Below are 17,929 nucleotides of genomic sequence, written 5' to 3'. Positions count from 1 at the left end.
AGGTCACCGCTGAGGCGGCCCCCACGGCGAGGGCCAGCGACACGAGGCCTGCCAGTGCGCACCAGATGTCTCGCGGCTTCCAGCGTTGCTTGGTCTCTTCGGGCAGCTCGAGCGTGCTGATCATCGCACCTCTCTCGTCACGCCCCGCAGGATCGCGAGGAGCCGAAGGCCCACGGCTGCGGCCCCAACGGTCAGTACCACGAGCCAGGCGAGGGCCATGGCGGTCGAGCCTTTTTCAGCGGCCCAGAGCGCGGCGGTGCAGAGCGCGACAGCCAGCGTCACCCCCACCGCTATTCCCTCCATGTACCGGCCACGTGCCCGGCAGACAGCGTTGTAGGCCTGCAGCACTGCATACGCGACCACGCCGGCCGCCAAGAGCCGGAGGGCGTCGGCTGATGCGTCCGCGTATTGCTCCCCCAGCAGGTGGAGCAGCGGGCGTGCGAAGAGGACAAGGACGACGGCGGCCAGTCCGCCCACGGCGAGCGACCACCGCAGAGTGGCCCAGGTGGTCGCCACCAGGCGGTCAGGTTCCCGCACGCCCTCCGAAAACTGGACGATGCCCATCAGCATCGGAGCGGTGTAGGCGGCCCACGCCATCATCCATGCGGGATACCAGTAAGCGGCGGCCTCCGGTGCCACCATATGGGCGAGCAGGAGCGGCAGCAGCAGTCCGGGCGCGCGCTCGCTCAGGGTCAGGAGCTGGTTCGGAATACCCAGCATCAGCACCGAACGGCCGTGTGCCGGACGCAGTGTCGGCCGGGGCCGGTAGCCGATAAGCCTTCTCAGCTGCACCGCACCAATGACAGCTGTCACGGCGGTCCCGAGGGTCCAGCAGGCCATCAGCAGGTCCACCGGAGCGGGATGCGCCTGCCAGGCCACCACGGCTATGGCCGCGAGCGAAACCACCCCGCCCACGGTGTACCGCAACGTTGCGCTGGCACCCCGACCCAATGCCACGAGGGCCTGGTCCATGACCGTGCCCATCGTCCCCGTGATGGCGGCCAGGAGGAACATCAGCCAGAAGAGAGCAGATACCGAGGCCGTTTCCGGTGCGACAGTCAACTCCAGCACGAGGTAGCCGAGGGCCAGCACCGTACTGGCCAGCGCCACGATGCCGAACGCCGCGTCCAGTACCCGGGCCGGCGGCTCCCCCCGGCCCACAGAGACGATCACGGCCGAACCGGCGCCCAGTATCGCCAACTGGGCGCAGATCAGCACCGCCGACACTGCTGCCGTGGTGAGCCCGACATCACGCGCTGCTGCCGCGTGTGCGGCCACGATCCAGAACGCGAAACCCGAGCCGGTCTGGGCGCCCTTGGCCAGGATAAGGCCGAGCGAGCTGCGCAGCGCGGAGTGCCGGACCACGGTCGAGATGTCCGTTGTAGCAGCCCCCCGCTCGCCCCTCACGATGCGAAACCCTTTACCAATCCCGCGTAGTTGTACCAGCAGAAGGCGGCGTAGTACCGCAGCCACCGGGGCTGGCCGGAGGCGAGGCTCAGGGCGCTGCCGCGGACCGCGGCGGCGGCGGGCAGCAGGGCCAGCCTTGCCCCGCGCCAGCCATGCTTGCGGATCATCTTTCCCAGCCCCGTTCCGTCCATGAGGAACTGGTCCAGCGCGAAGTCAAAGTCGTCGGCGGCAAAGCGGTGCTCAACGAAGACTTTGCGTGACACACCCGTCCGCAGTCCCGACTGCCGCATCCGCCAGCGCAGTTCGATGTCCTCGCCGGACTTGAACGAGTCGTCGAAGCCCACGCCCATCATCAATTCCCGGTCGACGATCGTCGCCACGAGGCCGAACCAGTTGCGGCTGCGGCCGGTGCGGTGGTGGTGGGCCAGGGCCTGCCCCCAATAGCCTGGTCCGGCGACGCTTTCCAGTCCTGCCTGGAGGGCGTCGTACCCGTCCTCCACCAGTTCATCGAGCAGGTCGGCCACGCCTTCCGGTCCAAAGACGACGTCGGCGTCGACAAGCAGGACCCAGGGCGTGTTGCTGCTCCGGACACCAAGCGTGCGGGCCCAGGGCAGGCCCCGCCCCTCGTCGCTCACCACCCGGGCTCCTGCCGCCCGGGCGATCTCGACGGTGCGGTCGGTGGAGAGTCCGTCCACCACGATGATTTCGGCGACCCCTGACTGGCGCAGGGCCTCCAGGCAGCGCGGGAGCAGGTGTTCTGCGTTGCGCGCCGGAACAACAGCGGTGACGTCGGCAGTGCTGTGACCCACGGCCCCCACCCCTTATGCCTGCTCGTCGAGGACCGCCGGCAGCAGCTCCTCAAGATGGCGGACAATGTCATCGGATGCCTGGTCGGCCGACCACGCGGCAGGCACCTGCAGCAGGTGGCAGGGACGTCCGTCGAGCGCCTTGCTCAGCACGAGCCCCTTGGCCGCGAAGTGCTCGCGCCAGGGAACGACGGACGTGGCGGCCAGGCCGGTCACCACCCGCTGCGAGAAGCTTGCCATTTCGATGTGGAAGTTGCCCATCATCCGGTCAACCATCCAGTCGGTGCTCTTCTCCAGAATCTGTGTATGGCTGCCTTCGTACCGCTCGATGTAGATGGAAGCCGCGAGTGGAGCCGAGGTGGTCACTTCCCGTCCGGGAAATGCCGCTCCGGCGTCAACCATCCGGTGCTCGGGCGACCATTTGCGGGAGAAGTCCGCGAGGCGCGGATAGCGGATGACGTAGGGGTGCACCAACGTGGTGAGGCGGCCGACGCTCTGCGAGAGCGACGACGGGACAAGGGGTTTCCGGACACCTTCAAACAGGTGCGGGTAGATATTCCGGTGGTGTGGCTTGATGAACATCGGCTTCGCGTAGCCGAGCAGGGTGGCGTCCTCGGCGAGGAAGGCCCAGTCATCGCCCATGAACGACCATCCTTCGCGCCGCATCAGCTTCGCGGCGGTGCTCGTCTTGCCGGTGCCGCCGGCGGCAGGAAGAGCGATCGCGTGGCCCCGGAAGGCCATCGTTGCCGCATGGATCATCGCGGCTCCGCGCTCCACCATGGCGGCATCGAGGACGGGCACTACGGACGTGAGCAGTTCGCCTGCACCGTGGATGCGCCACTGCTCCGCGTCCCGGACCACCTGGACCCGGTCGGCATTGAAGCGCACGGCGTTCTCGGTGTATGCGAGCTCGTGCTCAAGGTGGCCCGCATCCGGCATCGGCTCCGGCCGGTCATCCACCACGATGTGGGCTGGCCGTTCGGAGTCGGTGGCGAAGCACGCCAACATGGTCTTGAGCTGGTGGGCTGCCGGTGCCTGGGCATCGACGCTGATGTTGATGCGGCCGTGGATGTCAAAGTTGAGTGCTTTGGTCTGTCTAGTGCGCATGTTCGTCCCCTGTCTGGATGGTGTGTCGGTCGGATGCAGTTGCTGGACTGGACGGTGTCGGCCCCCGGGCCTTGCCGACGCCGTTCATTGCACGTCCCGCCATGGACTCACTCCGGCCAGGACCGGCTGGTTCAGCGGGCGACCAGGCACGTGGGCAAGCTGGCGTCCGCGGAGGTAGCCTGCCGAGGTATAGGCCACCACCGCAACGAAGGCAGCCGCACGGCCCAGTCCGGATCGATCTCCGCGGGCCCAGTCATAGATCCCGGAAAAGAACGCCCGGGGCAGGACGCTGCGGACGTACCTGCGTTCCGGGCCAAGAGCCCGCTTGTGCCCCACGACGTGGCTGACCTGGGCCTTCGAGATCCCCTCTGACCAGGACCGGGAAAGCATGTAGCGGACGGTCCCCCGGCTCGCCGGCACATGGTGGCGAACCAGTGCCGCGGGCTCGTAGACGATCCGGCCCCCAGGGGAGCCCATGGTCGACCGGATACAGATCTCGGTTTCTTCACACCCCAACGGAGTGGAGCCGCGTCGGCCCAGGGAGTGGTTGAAGCCGCCCACCGTCCTGATGACATCAAGCCGGAAGGACATGTTGGCACCGATGACGTTTCGAACCTCGGATGCCACCCGTGGCAGGCCCCGGTGGCTGCACCCGACAATCCAGTCGAGCTCTTCCCCAAAGAAACCGGGCCGGCCCACTTCCCAGAGAGGTTCCACCCGGCCGCCCACGCCCAGCACCTCGGGATCGTCGTACAGCGCCATCAGTCGTTCAAGCCAGTCCGGTGCCGCCACGGCATCATCGTCTAGAAAGGCAACGACGTCCGAGTCCGCCAGGCCCACGCCGGTGTTGCGGGCCCCGGAAAGTCCACGTGGTCCGGTGTTCTTCACGACTGTGACATCGTCGAGAGTTTTGGCCAGCCGCTCGTAGAGTTCCTCGTTGTGGTCAATGACCACCAGGACTTCCTTGGGGGCTAAGGTCTGCGTTCTAAGGGACTCGATGACGTCCAGCAGCCAGCCCCAACGCTCAGCTGTGTAGGCGCAGATGATCACGGAGACCGTGGGGGTAAGCGTGTGTTCCATGTCAGGCCACGCTTGCAACAGGCAGAACGCTCTGCGGATCGGTGGGGGTCCGCGGGAAGCTCACGCTGGCGTAGGCGTACTTCACGCGGCGCAGGGCCTCGGGCCGTGCGCCGGCGGTGGGTGAATCCCACAGGAGGCACTCATGCGCCATCGTCCCCAGGACACGCCAGCCGTCCCGGAAAGTCTGGAGGTTGGACACTCCGGAGATGCGGTCCAGTTCGAAGCTGGGGACCTCGGCAATCCGGAGGCCGGCTTTCGCAGCCCGAACGATCAGCTCCGTCTCGATTTCAAACCCGTCGGATTCCAGCTGCAGGACATCCAGGCACTCCCGGCGGAAGGCGATGTAGCCGTAGCAAAGGTCGGAGTAGTTGCTGTGCAGAACCGCGTTGGCCAGCCCGGTGAGCGCCCGGTTTCCGGTGCGCCGCAGCCATGTCAGGTCCTCCGACCCGCCGCCGGTGACATAGCGGGAACCCTTGACGAAGTCATAGTCATGCTGCAGCGGAGAAACGAACCAGCCGATTTCCTGCGGATCCATGCTTCCGTCGGCGTCCAGCATGACGATGATGTCACCGGTCGCGGCAGCGAATCCGGACCTGAGCGCCACGCCTTTGCCCTTGCGCTTCTCATCCACCACCTTGATGTCCTGGCGCACCGCCCGCGCCACTCCGACGGTGTTGTCAGTGGACCGGCCGTCAACGATTACCACCTCATCGACATACAGAGGCATACGCCGAAGGACCCAGGGAATGTTCTGGGCCTCGTTCAAGGTCGGGATGACCACGCTGATCGATGCCCGCACCGGCGCTGCGGTGACCTTGGAGAGCGAAATGGGCGGCTGGGTGGAGATAGACATATGCCTCACCTCTTCATGGCGTGTGGAGAACTTTGGCCAATGGGGAAGCGCTGCTGAGTCAGTGCTTATTGGGCCTTGGTCGGTTCCTTGGCCCGGGGTAGGTTGAGCATATGGTTGCCCCCGCGGCTAATCACCAGTAATGAGTACTCACCTTTTTAGTCGCGTCCTACTGGAGGGAAATGCCAGTTCCGGAAGCTAGGAGGGCGGGGGCAAGGCCGTTTGACCCGTGCGGTACATTGGGGGACTCGTCCCATGCGCACGTTAGGTAGGGTGGGTACCCCGCCTCTGCCATGAAGATGGGCCAGGTGAAGGGATCTTGCTATGGATCAGGACGTTGATGCCGGGCCGCTTTGGCCCAATCCGCCTGAACTGCCACTGCCCACCATTATGGACCAGCGCTGGAGTAACGCAATCTTTCTCCACTGGCGTATCCCGGAAGCAGAGGCTGCCCTCTTCATGCCGGCGGGAGTCCGGCCGGACGTGTTCGACGGATCGTCATGGGTGGGGCTCATCGGATTCCGCATGAGGAAAGCGGGCATCGGACGAGGGCCGGCGATTCCATACCTGGGCACCTTCAACGAGGTCAATGTCCGCCTCTACTCCCGGGAAGCGGACGGCACGCGTGGCGTGGTGTTCTTAAGCCTGGACGCAGACCGGCTACCGGTGGTCCTCGCGGCGCGGGCGGCGGAAATCCCCTACGTCTGGTCGCGGATACACCACCACTGGAGTGCGCCAGGGACCACGGGCAACGGCGCCCACGGCTACACCGTCCGCCGCTTCAGGCAGGGCGGGCGCAGCAGGTTCAGTGTGGCTCCGCACTTCAATGTGCCGGTGGACGATCCCTTATCGGTCCATCTCACGGCGCGTTTCGGCATGCACGGCTCTTTCAGGGGCCGGACCATCTACATCCCCAACTCGCACGAACCGTGGCCGCTGTACGCGGCGGAACTACATGATCTGGACGACGGCCTCGTGGAAGCTGCCGGGATCAGAGTGAGCGGCCCGCCGGAGTCAGTCCTCTATTCTTCGGGGGTGCGCAGCCGGTTCGGGCGGCCGCGAGTCGTTACGGGGAAGCGGCAGTAACGGCATGCGTACCCTGGGCCGGCGGTAACCTCGGGCCCGAGGCAATTTTCGGGCCCTTGGCAGGTCAGGCATCGCGCCAGCCTGCCCCTCACTGAAGGTCGCCACCAGCGTGCCAACGCCCGGCTGCAGTGAGTTGGAGGGATCGAAGTACAAGGATGCCTCGGCGGCCCGGCTGTGCGAGATCAGCTGTTCCGCTTCCAGCTTGGCCTCCGGCACAGTGGCACCGATGATGCCGGTGCGGGCGGGGAGCTCGGTGGTGTGTACCACCTCGGCACCGGTCTGGGTCAGCGGAACGGTGGTACCCGAGTTGATCTCATCATGGGGAAACTCAAACTCGGCATCATCGGACGCGGCGGGGATGGTGTACTCCAGGAAATAGGTCATGATCCACCATTGCAGAAAAGCCTGCGCTGCCGAAAGTCCGCCGCGCGCGCCCCAAGCACAACGTATTCCCACGTCAACAAGGCCCTCCTATACTTGCCGCATGTTGATGTCGCTGTGGTTCGGCGTCATAGCATCCAGTGCACTGGTTCTGGGTGCCTTTATCGGTGTCCGGTTTGAGCTGCCCAAGCGGCTCCTGGCTATGCTGCTCGCGTTCGCCGCCGGGGCGCTGATCACTGCACTGGCCTTCGAACTGTTCGAAGATGCCTATGAACATGGCGGGATCATCCGCGCGGCCATCGGTCTTATAGGTGGCGCGGTGGTGTTCACGGTCCTCAGCGCACTTCTGGACCGCTGGGCGCAGCCCGGAAAGCCGGAGCAGGCGACACCTGCGGACGAGTTCCAAGGCAGCGCCAAGCTCGATACGGATGCTGCCGCGTCCGATAAACGTGCCACTTCTGCCTCAACACGAGGAGCGGCAGGGCTGGCATTGCTGGCCGCGGTCACCCTGGATGGGGTGCCGGAGAACGTCGCCCTGGGGATCGCGCTTGGTGAAGGCACCGGCGGGCTGGCCCTGCTCGCCGCTATCTTTGTCTCCAACTTCCCCGAAGCCCTGGTTGGTTCAGCCTCCATGCGGAGCCAAGGACGCTCAACGGGCAGCATCCTGGCTCTCTGGTTGGGGTGCGCGGCCCTGCTGGTCATCGCCGTTGTTGTCGGCGCAGGGCCGCTGTCCGGGACGGATCCTCAGGCCATCTCGATACCGCTGGCGTTCGCCGCCGGCGCCGTCATCGCATCCCTGGCAGATACCCTCATGCCGGAGGCCTACGAACACGGCGGCCCGGCGGTGGCCCTCAGCACGGCAGCCGGGTTCGTCCTGGCCTTCACCCTGTCCTTGGCCTAGGCCCTACCGGACTATTTCCCCAGTCCCGCCCTGCGGAGCGCTTCTGCCATGGCCGTGTTCGCCGGTTCCGGCTTGGGCGACGATCCACGGCCGCCGCCGGAGGTGTTCCGGCCACCGGTCTTTTGGTGGTCCTGCCGCCTGCGCCCGGCGTCCTGCCGCGCCCCGCGCTCGGCAGGCTGCGGCCGTCCGCCTGACCTCTCCGCAGCGGGCGTTCCCGCACCGGCACCCCGGGTGCCCTTCCCGCCTGCGGCGGGTTCGTCGTCGAGCCTCAACGTCAGGGAGATCCGCTTCCGCTCCGGATCCGCCTCCAGAACCTTCACCCGGACCACCTGGCCGGACTTCACTACCTCGCGGGGATCAGACACGAACCGGTTGGCAAGGGCGGACACGTGGACCAGGCCGTCCTGGTGGACGCCAATATCCACGAAGGCCCCGAACGCCGCCACGTTGGTCACGGTGCCCTCCAGCACCATCCCCGGCTTCAGGTCGGAAATTTTCTCGATGCCCTCGGAGAAGGTGGCGGCCGCAAAGGCAGGGCGCGGGTCCCGGCCGGGCTTGTCCAGTTCGGCCAGGATGTCCGTGACGGTGGGCAGGCCGAAAGTGTCATCCACAAAGTCCCTGGCATCCAGCGAGGAAGCGGACGCAGATCCGGCGGCCACCAGAATCTTCCGCGCCACCGCGTAGGACTCCGGGTGGACGCTGGACGCGTCCAGCGGCTCCGCTCCCCCGGTGATCCGCAGGAAGCCCGCGCACTGCTCAAAGGCCTTGGCGCCCAGCCGGGGGACCTTCTTCAGGTCGGTGCGCCGGGCGAACGGGCCATGCTCGTTCCGGTACGCCACGATGTTTTCGCTCAGCAGGGGCCCGACGCCGGCCACCCGGCTGAGGAGTGCGGGCGAAGCGGTGTTGACGTCCACCCCCACGGCGTTCACGCAGTCCTCCACCACGGCGTCCAGGCTGCGGTCCAACTTCGACGCCGTCACGTCATGCTGGTACTGCCCCACACCGATGGATTTGGGGTCGATCTTCACCAGTTCCGCGAGCGGATCCTGGAGCCGGCGCGCGATGGACACCGCGCCGCGCAGCGAAACGTCCATGCCCGGCAGCTCGGCGGCTGCGAGCGCGGATGCCGAGTACACGGATGCGCCGGCTTCGGACACCACCAGCTTCTGCGGCTTCCGGTCCACGTCCGGCAGGAGCTTGATCAGCTCGGCGGCGAGCTTGTCCGTTTCCCGGGATGCGGTGCCGTTGCCGATGGCCACGAGTTCGACGGCGTGCTGGCGCGCCAGCTTCACCAGGGTGGCCAGGGCTTCGTCCCACTTTTTCGCGGGGGCATGCGGGTACACGGTGTCGGTGGCCACCACTTTGCCGGTGCCATCCACCACTGCCACTTTCACGCCTGTGCGCAGGCCCGGGTCCAGGCCGAGCGTGGCACGGTTGCCGGCGGGGGCTGCCAGGAGCACGTCGCGCAGGTTGGCGGCGAAAACGCGGACAGCTTCGTCCTCCGCTTCGGCGAACATCCTGCCGCGGAGGTCCGCTGTGAGACGGGCCAGCACCCGGGACCGCCACGCCACCTGGGCGGTCTGCATCAGCCACGCGTCGGCGGGCCGGCCGCGGTCGGCGACCCCGAGGCACCTGGCCACCGCAGACTCGTACCGGGAACGGGCGGCGGCGAGGGCGTCGTCGTCCGCGGGATCCGCCTCGGCGAGGTCGAGCTCGAGGATGCCGTCCTTCTCGCCGCGCAGCAGCGCAAGGACTCGGTGCGACGGCATCCCGGCGGGGGCCTGCGCGAAGTCGAAATAGTCCGCGAACTTCTGGCCCTCCGCTTCCTTGCCCTTCTTCACGCGGGACACCATGCGGCCCTGCGTCCAGAGCCGCTCGCGCAGGGTTGCGGCCAGGTCGGGATCCTGCGCCGCGCGCTCCACCAGGATGGCGCGGGCACCCGCGAGCGCGGCGGTGGCGTCGCCGATCGCGTGCTCGGTGTTGAGGTATTTCGCCGCCTCCTGCTCGGGCTGGAGGTCGGGCCGCCTGACGAGGGCCTCGGCCAGCGGTTCCAGGCCTGCTTCCCGGGCGATCTGTGCCTTGGTGCGCCGCTTGGACTTGAACGGCAGGTAGATGTCCTCCAGCCGGGACTTGGTGTCCGCGGCGAGGATCGCTGTCTTCAGTTCCGGGGTCAGCTGGCCCTGCGCCTCCACTGCTTCCAGGACGGCGCGACGGCGGTCGGCGAGCTCGCGGAGGTAGCGCAGGCGCTCCTCAAGGTCGCGGAGCTGGGTGTCGTCCAGGGTGCCGGTGGCCTCCTTGCGGTACCGGGCGATGAACGGGACGGTGGATCCGCCGTCGAGCAGTTCCACCGCGGCCTTGACCTGCCATGCCTTGACGCCCAGCTCGGTGGCGATTTGGGCGTAAATGGCATCGTCGCCCGTGGGCGTTGCAGAGGGAACGGAAGAGGGTGCTTGCGGCAGTTGAGTCACCAGAACATCTTGCCTTACCCGCCTGCGCACCTCCACTGCTCGACGGCGCAGCGCCCCGGAGCTGGGGTGGTTCGGGCCCGGCGCGGGTATTCCGATCAGGCCCGCAAAGTGCTGTAGTGGAGGTGCCGTCACTGGGACAAAGCTCGAGGAAGAGGCCGCCATGCGGGAACTGCTGATTGTGTTTCAGGAGGGGTTCGAGGAAGCCAATATCACCGTGACGGTGAACGGCAAACAGGCGCGGCGTGACCTTGGCGTGTCCACCAATCCGATCCTTGGCATAGCGTCCGAGGTCTCCGTGGAGCTGCCGGCGAAGGCGCCCAGGTGGGCGTGGAGGTGACCAACCGCGGGCTCAAGGCGATCACGAAGGTGACCGGCAAGCCGAAAAGCGTGCTCGTATCGATCGAGGACGGCAAGCTGGTGATGAAGGAAGGAACCGGCCGGGAAGCCGTTTTGTAGGCCTGTTCAGCCGGTGCGGCAACTGCCGGTGGTAGGGGTCTGGTAAAAGTAAATTCGATGGAGTAGCATCTGATCACCGCCGGCTTCCAGAGGGGTCCGGCGGGCCACATCAAAAACCTCAGTCGGAAGTCGTCGGATGGCTTCCGGCTCCGCTGCCGGGACAGCACACCGCGCAGCAACGACGGCGGCACCCATTTCAGGTGCCGCCGTCGCCATGTGTCCGGGCTGACTAGCCCTGGTAGGCGGGGTAGTCGATGTACCCCTCTGCGCCCTCTGCATAGAACGTGGACGGATCCGGCTCGTTGAGGGGAAGTGCTTCCTTCCAGCGCCGGGCCAGGTCAGGGTTGGCAATGGCCGGCCGGCCCACTACTACAGCGTCCGCGTGGCCGTCGGCAACGAGGTTCACTGCCTCTTCCCGGGTGGTGACCACGCCGAAGCCCGTGTTGACCAGGAAGGTGCCGCCGAAGCGGGCGCGGAGGTCCTGCACGAGTTCACCCGTGGGTTCGTGGTGCAGGATGCTCAGGTAGGCGAGGTTGAGCGGGGCGATGCTGTCCACCAGGACTTCGTAGGTGGCGCGCACATCGGCCGGGTCGGTCTCGGCGATGCCCTGCACGTTATGCTCCGGGGAAATCCGGATGCCCACGCGGTTGGCGCCCAGCGCTGCCACCACGGCGTTGACCGTCTCGATGACGAAGCGGGCCCGGTTTTCCGGCGAGCCGCCGTAGCTGTCATTGCGGACGTTCGAGTTGGGGGCCAGGAATTCATGGAGTAGGTAGCCGTTGGCAGAGTGCAGCTCCACGCCGTCGAAACCGGCCTCGATGGCGTTCACCGAGGCGTCGACGATCTCCTGGATCAGCAGGGGCAGTTCGTCGGTGGTGAGGGCGTGCGGGACGGGGTACGGCTGCTTTCCGGAAGGTGTCCGGACTTCACCCTCGATGGCGACGGCGCTCGGCGCGACCAGGGGGACGCCCCCGGTGATGTCCGGGTGCGAAACCCGCCCGCCGTGCATGATCTGCGCGAACATCCGGCCGCCCTCGGCGTGCACGGCGTCGGTGACCTTCTTCCAGCCGGCGATCTGTTCCTGGGTGTAGATACCCGGCTGGCCCGGGTAGGAGCGGCCCGCGGGGCTGGGGTAGGTGCCTTCGCTGACGATGAGGCCCAGGGAGGCGCGCTGGCGGTAGTGTTCGGCGACGAGCGGACCGGGGACGCCTTCCTCACCGGAGCGGAGCCGGGTCAGGGGCGCCATGACCAGGCGGTTGGGGAGTTCAAGCTCGCCGAGGGTGAGAGGGGAAAACAGCATGCGCAGTTCCTTTCGAAGGCTAAAGACGTACTGCCCATGCCAACTGGGGCGCGCGTGCAACTATTCCTGATGCGACCGGAATCACAACCTGTTGGATGCTGCGGAACGGGCTAACGGGATGCAGCCGCGCCGGGACAGCCCTGGCCCTGCGGGTTGGCGTTGCAGTCGTCGGCGTAGTTGCGCGTCAGCGAACGCCAGACGCTGACGGTCTGGGGCGGTGCACTGAACTGGCCCTGGCCGGGGATGGGCAGCGGCGGGCCGGCGTTGACGGAGTAGGTGCCCTGGAAGGAAGTGGTCAGGACAACCTGGAAGTCGCCGGTCTGTCCATAAGCATGGCTGGTTCGGGTCTTTTCACCCCAGCGGTCCTGCGGCAGCGGGCCTCCCATGGAGGGCTGGGGACCGAACACCGTGCCGTCGCCGTAGTTCCAGGTGTACTGGACCGGGGTGGCGACCACATGGACGGCCTGGCCGAACATGGTGATGTCGAACTGCTGCTCAACTGCCTCGGCGTAGAAGTTGGTCTCAGCACCGCGGAGCGTGTGCGGGCTTGGCTGCGCTGTTACGGTTCCCGCGTTGATGGGCAGGTTCTGGAATTCCCGCTGGATGTCAGCGGCTATGCGCGGCAGCAGGTCCTCCGGCGCCGCGTCGTAGAGGCAGGTGGGTCCGGAGTGGTGCGCCCAGACGCCACCCGGTACTCCCCTGGGCCGGGACAACCACATGACCGGGATCCCGTCTTCACCGTCGGGGCCGTCCTTGCACTCCAACTGCCGGCCCAGGCAGGGGGTATCGAAGTCTCCCCCGCCAAGATGGCACTGAAGTTCGTATTTGTACTCGTTGGGATCGGTGTTCACGGCGCCGGGTTCAGCGCGAACAAATTCACCGGCACCGGGGCCGGGCACCCACGTGTCAGCTCCCAATTGAATCCCGGAATCGACAAATCCCCCACCAATGTGTGGCTTCGGTTTAGCCCCTTCTTCCGCAAAGGCAGCCAAGGAAGATGTCGTCAAGACCAGCAGACAGCAGGCGAGGATTGCGAGGACCTTGCCTATGTAACTCATGACTAGCGGATCAACCCTAGGTCGTTGACTACCCATTCTGCATCGACGAATTTGACCATTGCGACGCTTCCCGCGTTCGTTGCCGGCGTCTTTTCTTGGTAAGGGCTTCCGTCCTGGTTATGAATGACCAATTCTTTCTGCAGCACTTGGATTACTACTTGTGTAGCGCTCTCAGTGGAAGGGTTTGCGGTCGCAGCCGGAATTTCTATCTGACCTCCAGAAATCCACTTGCCTTCAGCCCATGCAGCTTCAATATCGTTGACGAGGCCCTGACAAAATACACATTCAGCTTTGGAAAGGTTCGATAGTTCAGCAGTGTCACCCGTCTCGTACGCGTAGCTCAGGATCGCAAACCAGTACTTTGTGAAGGCCTCGGCCCCCTCCTTCGTCTCAGTCTTAGCCACCTCGGGCATGACGGGAACCGGGACGTTCTGGGCTGGGCCGGAGGCGTCGGCGGGCTTGTAAACGGCGGTGGGTGACGGGGTAGGCGTTGGCGAAGCGCTGGTGGTGGCCAGGCTGGTCGACGCAGGAGTGGTGGTCCCGCCCTGTCCGGGCGACTCCCCGGAATTGCATCCGGCGAGTCCAAGGGAAAGAGCAACTGCCAGGCCGAGGGCTCCAGCCCGGAAACCACGTGACGTAGCAACGTTGTGTAAAGCCATGGGCCGCTATTCCCCCAGTAGTTATAAGACGGCGTGCTCCGGACAGTGCCTTAAGGGTAGCCCACGTCACAATTGGGCGACCAAACTTATCCACAGGCAAAGCCAATAAAGAAAGCCGGTGCAGCCAGGCACCGGCTTTCCTTATTGGCGAACGGCCGTCAGCGCATTAGACCCTCACCGCTGCGCAGGCAGGACCAGCTTCCCGGTCTTGTCCGTGGACAGGGCGAGCGACGAGACGTACTGCGGGCCGCCGTCGGGCGCGTCCTGGGCGGACCGGACCATGTCCGGACGCTCGAACTCGATCCCCGTCACGTGGCAAAGGAGCTTGGCGTCACTGGGGTTCCCGTCGGCGTCGAACATGGGCAGGTCGATGCCGTCGTCCGTGCGCCGCAGGTAGTAGCGGCCGCGGGTCAGCACGGCCAGCAGCGGCGGAAGAACCAGCGCCAGGCCCACCGCGAAGATGGGCGAGTACGGCTGGATGGCTGCCCCGAACGCGCCAAAGAACACAGCGATGGAAATCCCGGCGGACAGGAGCATGGACACGAAGCCCACCGGGTTCACGGCGTAGAGCATCCCCCGGCGGAACTCGGGCACCTTCGGGGAGATTTTCAGAAGGTACTTGTTGATGGCGATATCGGACGCCACCGTCACAACCCAGGCCATGGCGCAGTTGGCGTAGAAGCGAGGATGGTGTTGAGGAAGTCGAACATGTTGGCTTCCATCAGGACCAGCGCGATGGCCAGGTTCACCAGCACGAACACCATCCTTCCGGGGTACGTCTTGGTGATGCGGGTGAAGCTGTTGGTCCAGGCCAGCGAACCGGAGTAGGCGTTGGTCACGTTGATCTTGATCTGCGAAATGACCACCAGCACCACCGCGAGGGCCATGGCCAGCCAGGCCGGCATCATCTCCCGGTAGACGCCCAGGAACTGGTGGACAGGTTCGTTGGCCGTCGCGGAGGCGGCAGGATCGAGGGTGGCGATCAGGTAGATCGCAATGAACAGGCCAACGATCTGCTTGATGGCACCGAAGATCACCCAGCCGGGCCCGGCCAGGATCACCGCCCGCCACCACGCGCCACGGTTGGCGTCGGTCCGCGGCGGCATGAAGCGGAGGTAGTCGATCTGCTCGGCGATCTGCGCCATGAGGGACAGGCAGACGCCGGCAGCCAGCATCACCGAGGCAAGGTTGGGCCCGCCGTCGCCCGATTCACCCGTGTAGGCGAAGAAGGTGTCGATGCTCTCCGGGTGGGACACCAGGAGATACCCCACGGGCACCACCATCAGGAGCAGCCACAGCGGAGTGGTCCACACCTGCAGCTTGGCCAGCGTGTTCATCCCGTAGATCACCAGCGGAATGATGATCACCGTGGACGCGAAATATCCCAGCACTGCGGGATCCCCAGGCCAACCTCGAGTCCCTGCGCCATGATGGAGCCTTCAAGCGCGAAGAAGATGAAGGTGAACGTGGCAAAAATAACGTTGGTGACCACGGAGCCGTAGTAGCCGAAGCCGGAGCCGCGCGTGATCAGGTCGAGGTCGATGTTGTAGCGCGACGCGTAGTACGCCAGCGGGAATCCGGTGGCAAAGACGATCACCGCGGCCACCAGGATGCCAAGGATCGCGTTGACAGTGCCGTAGGCGATTCCGATGTTCGCCCCGATCGAGAAGTCGGCGAGGTAGGCGATCCCGCCCAGGGCGCTGGTGGCCACCACGCCCCCGCTCCACTTCCGGTAGGACCGCGGAGCAAACCTCAGCGTGTAGTCCTCCAGGCTTTCCTTCGTGGCGTTGAGTGCCGCGGCGTTGCCACCCGCGGTGTTTGGCGGGGCGCTTCCGACGACGGCGGCGCCAGGCGGTGCCGGCGCCTCCAGAAGCTGCGGTGTCCGTTGGTCGTTGCTCATCTGTCAGGGTCGCTTTCGTCCGGGGAGGGGGTCCGGTGCGACGCTATCCAGCCGGAAAGACAGTCCAGTCACGGACCTGTTTCCGCTGTGTTAAGTCTTGACCAAAGCTGTCAACAAAACCGGCGGCCAGCCGTTGTGGCCATCCCACAAAAACACGCGGGCAGTGCAGAACTAGCGTCGGCAGGGAAGCTATCCAAGCCAGCCGGAGGACCACCTATGACGATTCAACCGCAACTCCTCAAGCATCCAATTCTTGTGACCGCCCGCGAGCAGGTCCTGGAACAGGGCCGCGGCCTGTCCGAAGCCCAGCTGGTGGAAGTCCTGCGCCTGCCGGACGAGGCCCTTCCCGCTGCCCTTGACCTCGCCCACCAGGTGCGCCTGAAGCACTGCGGCGAGGACGTGGAAGTGGAGGGCATCATCTCCATCAAGACCGGCGGTTGCCCCGAGGACTGCCACTTCTGCAGCCAGTCAGGCCTCTTCGATTCCCCCGTCCGCGGCGTCTGGCTGGACATCCCGGAACTGGTCAAGGCCGCCAAGGAGACGGCCGCCACCGGCGCCACCGAATTCTGCATCGTCGCCGCCGTCCGCGGGCCGGACATCAAACTCATGAACCAGATCAAGTTCGCCATCGACCGGATCAACGAGGAAGTGGAGATCAACATCGCCTGTTCCCTGGGCATGCTGACCCGCCGACAGGTGGACCAACTGGCCAGCTGGGGCGTCCACCGCTACAACCACAACCTCGAAACGGCGCGCAGCTACTTTCCCCAGGTGGTCACCACCCACACCTATGAGGAGCGGCTGGAAACCTGCGCCATGGTCAAGGACGCCGGCATGGAACTGTGCTGCGGGGCCCTCATCGGCATGGGCGAAACACTCGAGCAGCGTGCTGAACTCGCGGCGCAGCTGGCCGCCCTGGACCCGCACGAGGTCCCGCTGAACTTCCTCAACCCCCGGCCGGGCACCCCGCTGGAGAACCAGCAGGTCATGGACGGCAAGGACGCCCTCCGCGCCATCGCCGCCTTCCGCCTCGCCATGCCCCGCACCGTCCTGCGCTACGCCGGCGGCCGGGAGCTCACCCTCGGCGACCTCGGCACCCGCGACGGGCTGCTGGGCGGAGTCAACGCCGTCATCGTCGGCAACTACCTCACCACCCTCGGCCGGCCCGCCAACGCCGACCTCAACCTCCTGGTGGACCTCAATATGCCCATCAAGGAACTCCAGAAGACACTATGAACCGGGCTTCGACGGGCTCAACCACCGGCGCTACACCGGGCCCAGCCTTCCGCACCTTCTGCGGGCACTGCGGCCTCCCCGCCGAGAAGGAAGCGTACGACGGCGGCAGCACACCGCCGTCGTACCCTCACCCGGCGTGCGCGGTGAGGCTGGAGCTGGAGCCCCCGCGCTTTTGCGTCCGGTGCGGGCGGCGGCTCAAGGTACAGGTTTCCCCTTTGCTGGTGGGCCCACTGCTCGCGCCACGGCCAAACGTCCGCTCCCGCTGAAAGCGGCTGAAGCAAAACCGGCAACCCTCTGGCGCGTTTCTACAATGAGTAGAAGAATGGCTTCATGATGTTTGAACACGCAGACGGCCAACCCGTACTCGAACTCACCGACGAGCAGTCATGGCACCTTCTGGAGAACACCAAGCACGGCAGGCTGGTGGTCTCGGTTGCGGGCGAACCGGATATCTTCCCGGTCAACTACGTCACGGCGGAGCGGAAGATCTACCTCCGGACGGCGCCGGGCAACAAACTGGCACAGCTGACCATCAATTCCACGGTGCTCTTCGAGGCGGACGGCATCGTCTCGGACGAGGCCTGGTCAGTGGTGCTGCGCGGAACCGCGCGCGTGCTGAACAAATCGGCAGAGCTGGAGGCCGTGGAGGCGCTGGGCCTGAAGACCTGGGTGCCCACGCTCAAGGACTTCTACGTGGAGATCGAGCCAAAGTCGGTCAGCGGCCGGCACTTCGTGTTCGGCGAACAGCCCGAGCGGGAGATCTGAGCACTCCTAGACTTGGAGTATGGCGGACAAGCTGACTCCGGAGCGGCGCAGCTGGAACATGTCCCGGATCCGAGGCAAGAACACCAAGCCCGAATTGCTAGTGCGCAGGCTGCTCCATGCCAAGGGCTACCGCTACCGCCTGCACGGCAGGTCCGGTACGTCGCGGCTGCCCGGCAACCCGGACCTGGTGTTCGCAGGCCGCCGCAAAGTCATCTTCGTGAACGGCTGTTTCTGGCATTTCCACGATTGCCGGGTTGGGCAGCACGCCCCAAAGGCCAACGCGGAATTCTGGGCGGCGAAGCGCTCCAGGACGAGGGAGCGCGACGCCGGCCAGCGCCGCCAGCTTGAGGACGCCGGGTGGGAGGTCCTCACCGTCTGGGAGTGCGAGCTCAAGGACGGTTCAGCGCTGGAGGACCATCTGGTGCGCTTCCTGGAAAGCGGCACTGATCGGCCGGCTTCTTGACGGTAT

18 protein-coding genes and 1 pseudogene are annotated in these 17,929 nt (G+C 65.8%); 8 read left to right on the top strand and 11 right to left on the bottom strand.

The window, feature by feature from the left end:
* Positions 1-120 precede the first annotated feature (120 nt).
* From G205_RS04555 to G205_RS04535, 5 genes are all read right to left on the bottom strand, one after another.
* Positions 121-1,407 carry a lipopolysaccharide biosynthesis protein gene (locus G205_RS04555; protein ID WP_152419525.1) on the bottom strand — a complete coding sequence of 429 codons (1,287 nt, stop codon included), beginning with the start codon at positions 1,405-1,407 and terminating at the stop codon, positions 121-123.
* Positions 1,404-2,216, bottom strand: a complete 813-nt coding sequence (locus G205_RS04550; RefSeq protein ID WP_009356938.1) for a glycosyltransferase family 2 protein — start codon at positions 2,214-2,216, stop codon at positions 1,404-1,406. Before G205_RS04550 ends, G205_RS04555 begins: the two co-directional genes overlap by 4 nt.
* 12 nt (positions 2,217-2,228) lie before the next feature.
* Complete coding sequence (locus tag G205_RS04545; RefSeq protein ID WP_009356937.1) at positions 2,229-3,320, bottom strand: hypothetical protein; 1,092 nt, start codon at positions 3,318-3,320, stop codon at positions 2,229-2,231.
* Between the two features lie 84 nt (positions 3,321-3,404).
* Complete coding sequence (locus G205_RS04540) at positions 3,405-4,400, bottom strand: glycosyltransferase family 2 protein (RefSeq protein WP_009356936.1); 996 nt, start codon at positions 4,398-4,400, stop codon at positions 3,405-3,407.
* Between the two features lies 1 nt (position 4,401).
* Complete coding sequence (locus tag G205_RS04535; protein ID WP_009356935.1) at positions 4,402-5,253, bottom strand: glycosyltransferase family 2 protein; 852 nt, start codon at positions 5,251-5,253, stop codon at positions 4,402-4,404.
* Between the two features lie 321 nt (positions 5,254-5,574).
* On the opposite strand from G205_RS04535, the gene G205_RS04530 reads away from it, so the two are divergent.
* The gene (locus tag G205_RS04530; protein WP_009356934.1) at positions 5,575-6,336 is read left to right on the top strand and encodes a YqjF family protein; all 762 of its coding nucleotides are present in this window, start codon (positions 5,575-5,577) and stop codon (positions 6,334-6,336) included.
* On the opposite strand, the gene G205_RS04525 is transcribed toward G205_RS04530, so the two are convergent.
* Positions 6,265-6,720: a hypothetical protein gene (locus tag G205_RS04525; protein WP_009356933.1), complete on the bottom strand. Its 456-nt coding sequence runs from the start codon at positions 6,718-6,720 to the stop codon at positions 6,265-6,267. The two genes, G205_RS04530 and G205_RS04525, sit on opposite strands and share 72 nt — an antisense overlap.
* A gap of 100 nt (positions 6,721-6,820) precedes the next feature.
* Between G205_RS04525 and G205_RS04520 the strand changes: the two genes are divergently transcribed.
* Positions 6,821-7,618, top strand: coding sequence for a ZIP family metal transporter (locus tag G205_RS04520; RefSeq protein WP_009356932.1), 798 nt, complete (start codon positions 6,821-6,823; stop codon positions 7,616-7,618).
* An 11-nt stretch (positions 7,619-7,629) separates the two neighbouring features.
* Here G205_RS04520 and G205_RS04515 read toward each other — a convergent pair whose 3' ends face one another.
* Positions 7,630-10,086, bottom strand: coding sequence for a Tex family protein (locus tag G205_RS04515; protein ID WP_009356931.1), 2,457 nt, complete (start codon positions 10,084-10,086; stop codon positions 7,630-7,632).
* 160 nt (positions 10,087-10,246) lie between these two features.
* Between G205_RS04515 and G205_RS22480 the strand changes: the two genes are divergently transcribed.
* Positions 10,247-10,423 carry a hypothetical protein gene (locus tag G205_RS22480; protein WP_235046783.1) on the top strand — a complete coding sequence of 59 codons (177 nt, stop codon included), beginning with the start codon at positions 10,247-10,249 and terminating at the stop codon, positions 10,421-10,423.
* The gene (locus G205_RS23385) at positions 10,408-10,542 is read left to right on the top strand and encodes a hypothetical protein (RefSeq protein ID WP_268743658.1); all 135 of its coding nucleotides are present in this window, start codon (positions 10,408-10,410) and stop codon (positions 10,540-10,542) included. The genes G205_RS22480 and G205_RS23385 overlap by 16 nt, the downstream gene beginning before the upstream one ends.
* 229 nt (positions 10,543-10,771) lie before the next feature.
* On the opposite strand, the gene G205_RS04505 is transcribed toward G205_RS23385, so the two are convergent.
* From G205_RS04505 to G205_RS04490, 4 genes and pseudogenes are all read right to left on the bottom strand, one after another.
* Positions 10,772-11,842, bottom strand: a complete 1,071-nt coding sequence (locus tag G205_RS04505; RefSeq protein ID WP_009356930.1) for an alkene reductase — start codon at positions 11,840-11,842, stop codon at positions 10,772-10,774.
* Between the two features lie 110 nt (positions 11,843-11,952).
* Complete coding sequence (locus G205_RS22045; protein ID WP_235046782.1) at positions 11,953-12,693, bottom strand: hypothetical protein; 741 nt, start codon at positions 12,691-12,693, stop codon at positions 11,953-11,955.
* A gap of 209 nt (positions 12,694-12,902) precedes the next feature.
* Complete coding sequence (locus G205_RS04495) at positions 12,903-13,559, bottom strand: DUF6318 family protein (RefSeq protein ID WP_035752042.1); 657 nt, start codon at positions 13,557-13,559, stop codon at positions 12,903-12,905.
* A 174-nt stretch (positions 13,560-13,733) separates the two neighbouring features.
* Positions 13,734-15,459: pseudogene (locus tag G205_RS04490) on the bottom strand (purine-cytosine permease family protein).
* Positions 15,460-15,675: 216 nt separating this feature from the next.
* On the opposite strand from G205_RS04490, the gene bioB reads away from it, so the two are divergent.
* From bioB to G205_RS04475, 4 genes are all read left to right on the top strand, one after another.
* Positions 15,676-16,695, top strand: coding sequence for a biotin synthase BioB (bioB, locus tag G205_RS04485; protein ID WP_035752041.1), 1,020 nt, complete (start codon positions 15,676-15,678; stop codon positions 16,693-16,695).
* The gene (gene bsaP, locus G205_RS24165) at positions 16,692-16,961 is read left to right on the top strand and encodes a biotin synthase auxiliary protein BsaP (RefSeq protein ID WP_476855424.1); all 270 of its coding nucleotides are present in this window, start codon (positions 16,692-16,694) and stop codon (positions 16,959-16,961) included. The genes bioB and bsaP overlap by 4 nt, the downstream gene beginning before the upstream one ends.
* A gap of 64 nt (positions 16,962-17,025) precedes the next feature.
* The gene (locus tag G205_RS04480; RefSeq protein WP_009356926.1) at positions 17,026-17,460 is read left to right on the top strand and encodes a pyridoxamine 5'-phosphate oxidase family protein; all 435 of its coding nucleotides are present in this window, start codon (positions 17,026-17,028) and stop codon (positions 17,458-17,460) included.
* A 19-nt stretch (positions 17,461-17,479) separates the two neighbouring features.
* On the top strand, positions 17,480-17,923 hold the full coding sequence (locus G205_RS04475; protein ID WP_009356925.1) for a very short patch repair endonuclease: 444 nt from the start codon (positions 17,480-17,482) through the stop codon (positions 17,921-17,923).
* Positions 17,924-17,929: the final 6 nt, after the last annotated feature.

This window comes from Arthrobacter nitrophenolicus, from assembly GCF_000332815.1.
GTDB classification, from domain to species: Bacteria; Actinomycetota; Actinomycetes; order Actinomycetales; family Micrococcaceae; genus Arthrobacter; species Arthrobacter nitrophenolicus.
The sequence above is the reverse complement of the archived record's forward strand: the minus strand, read 5'-3'. Positions and strand labels throughout refer to the sequence as shown.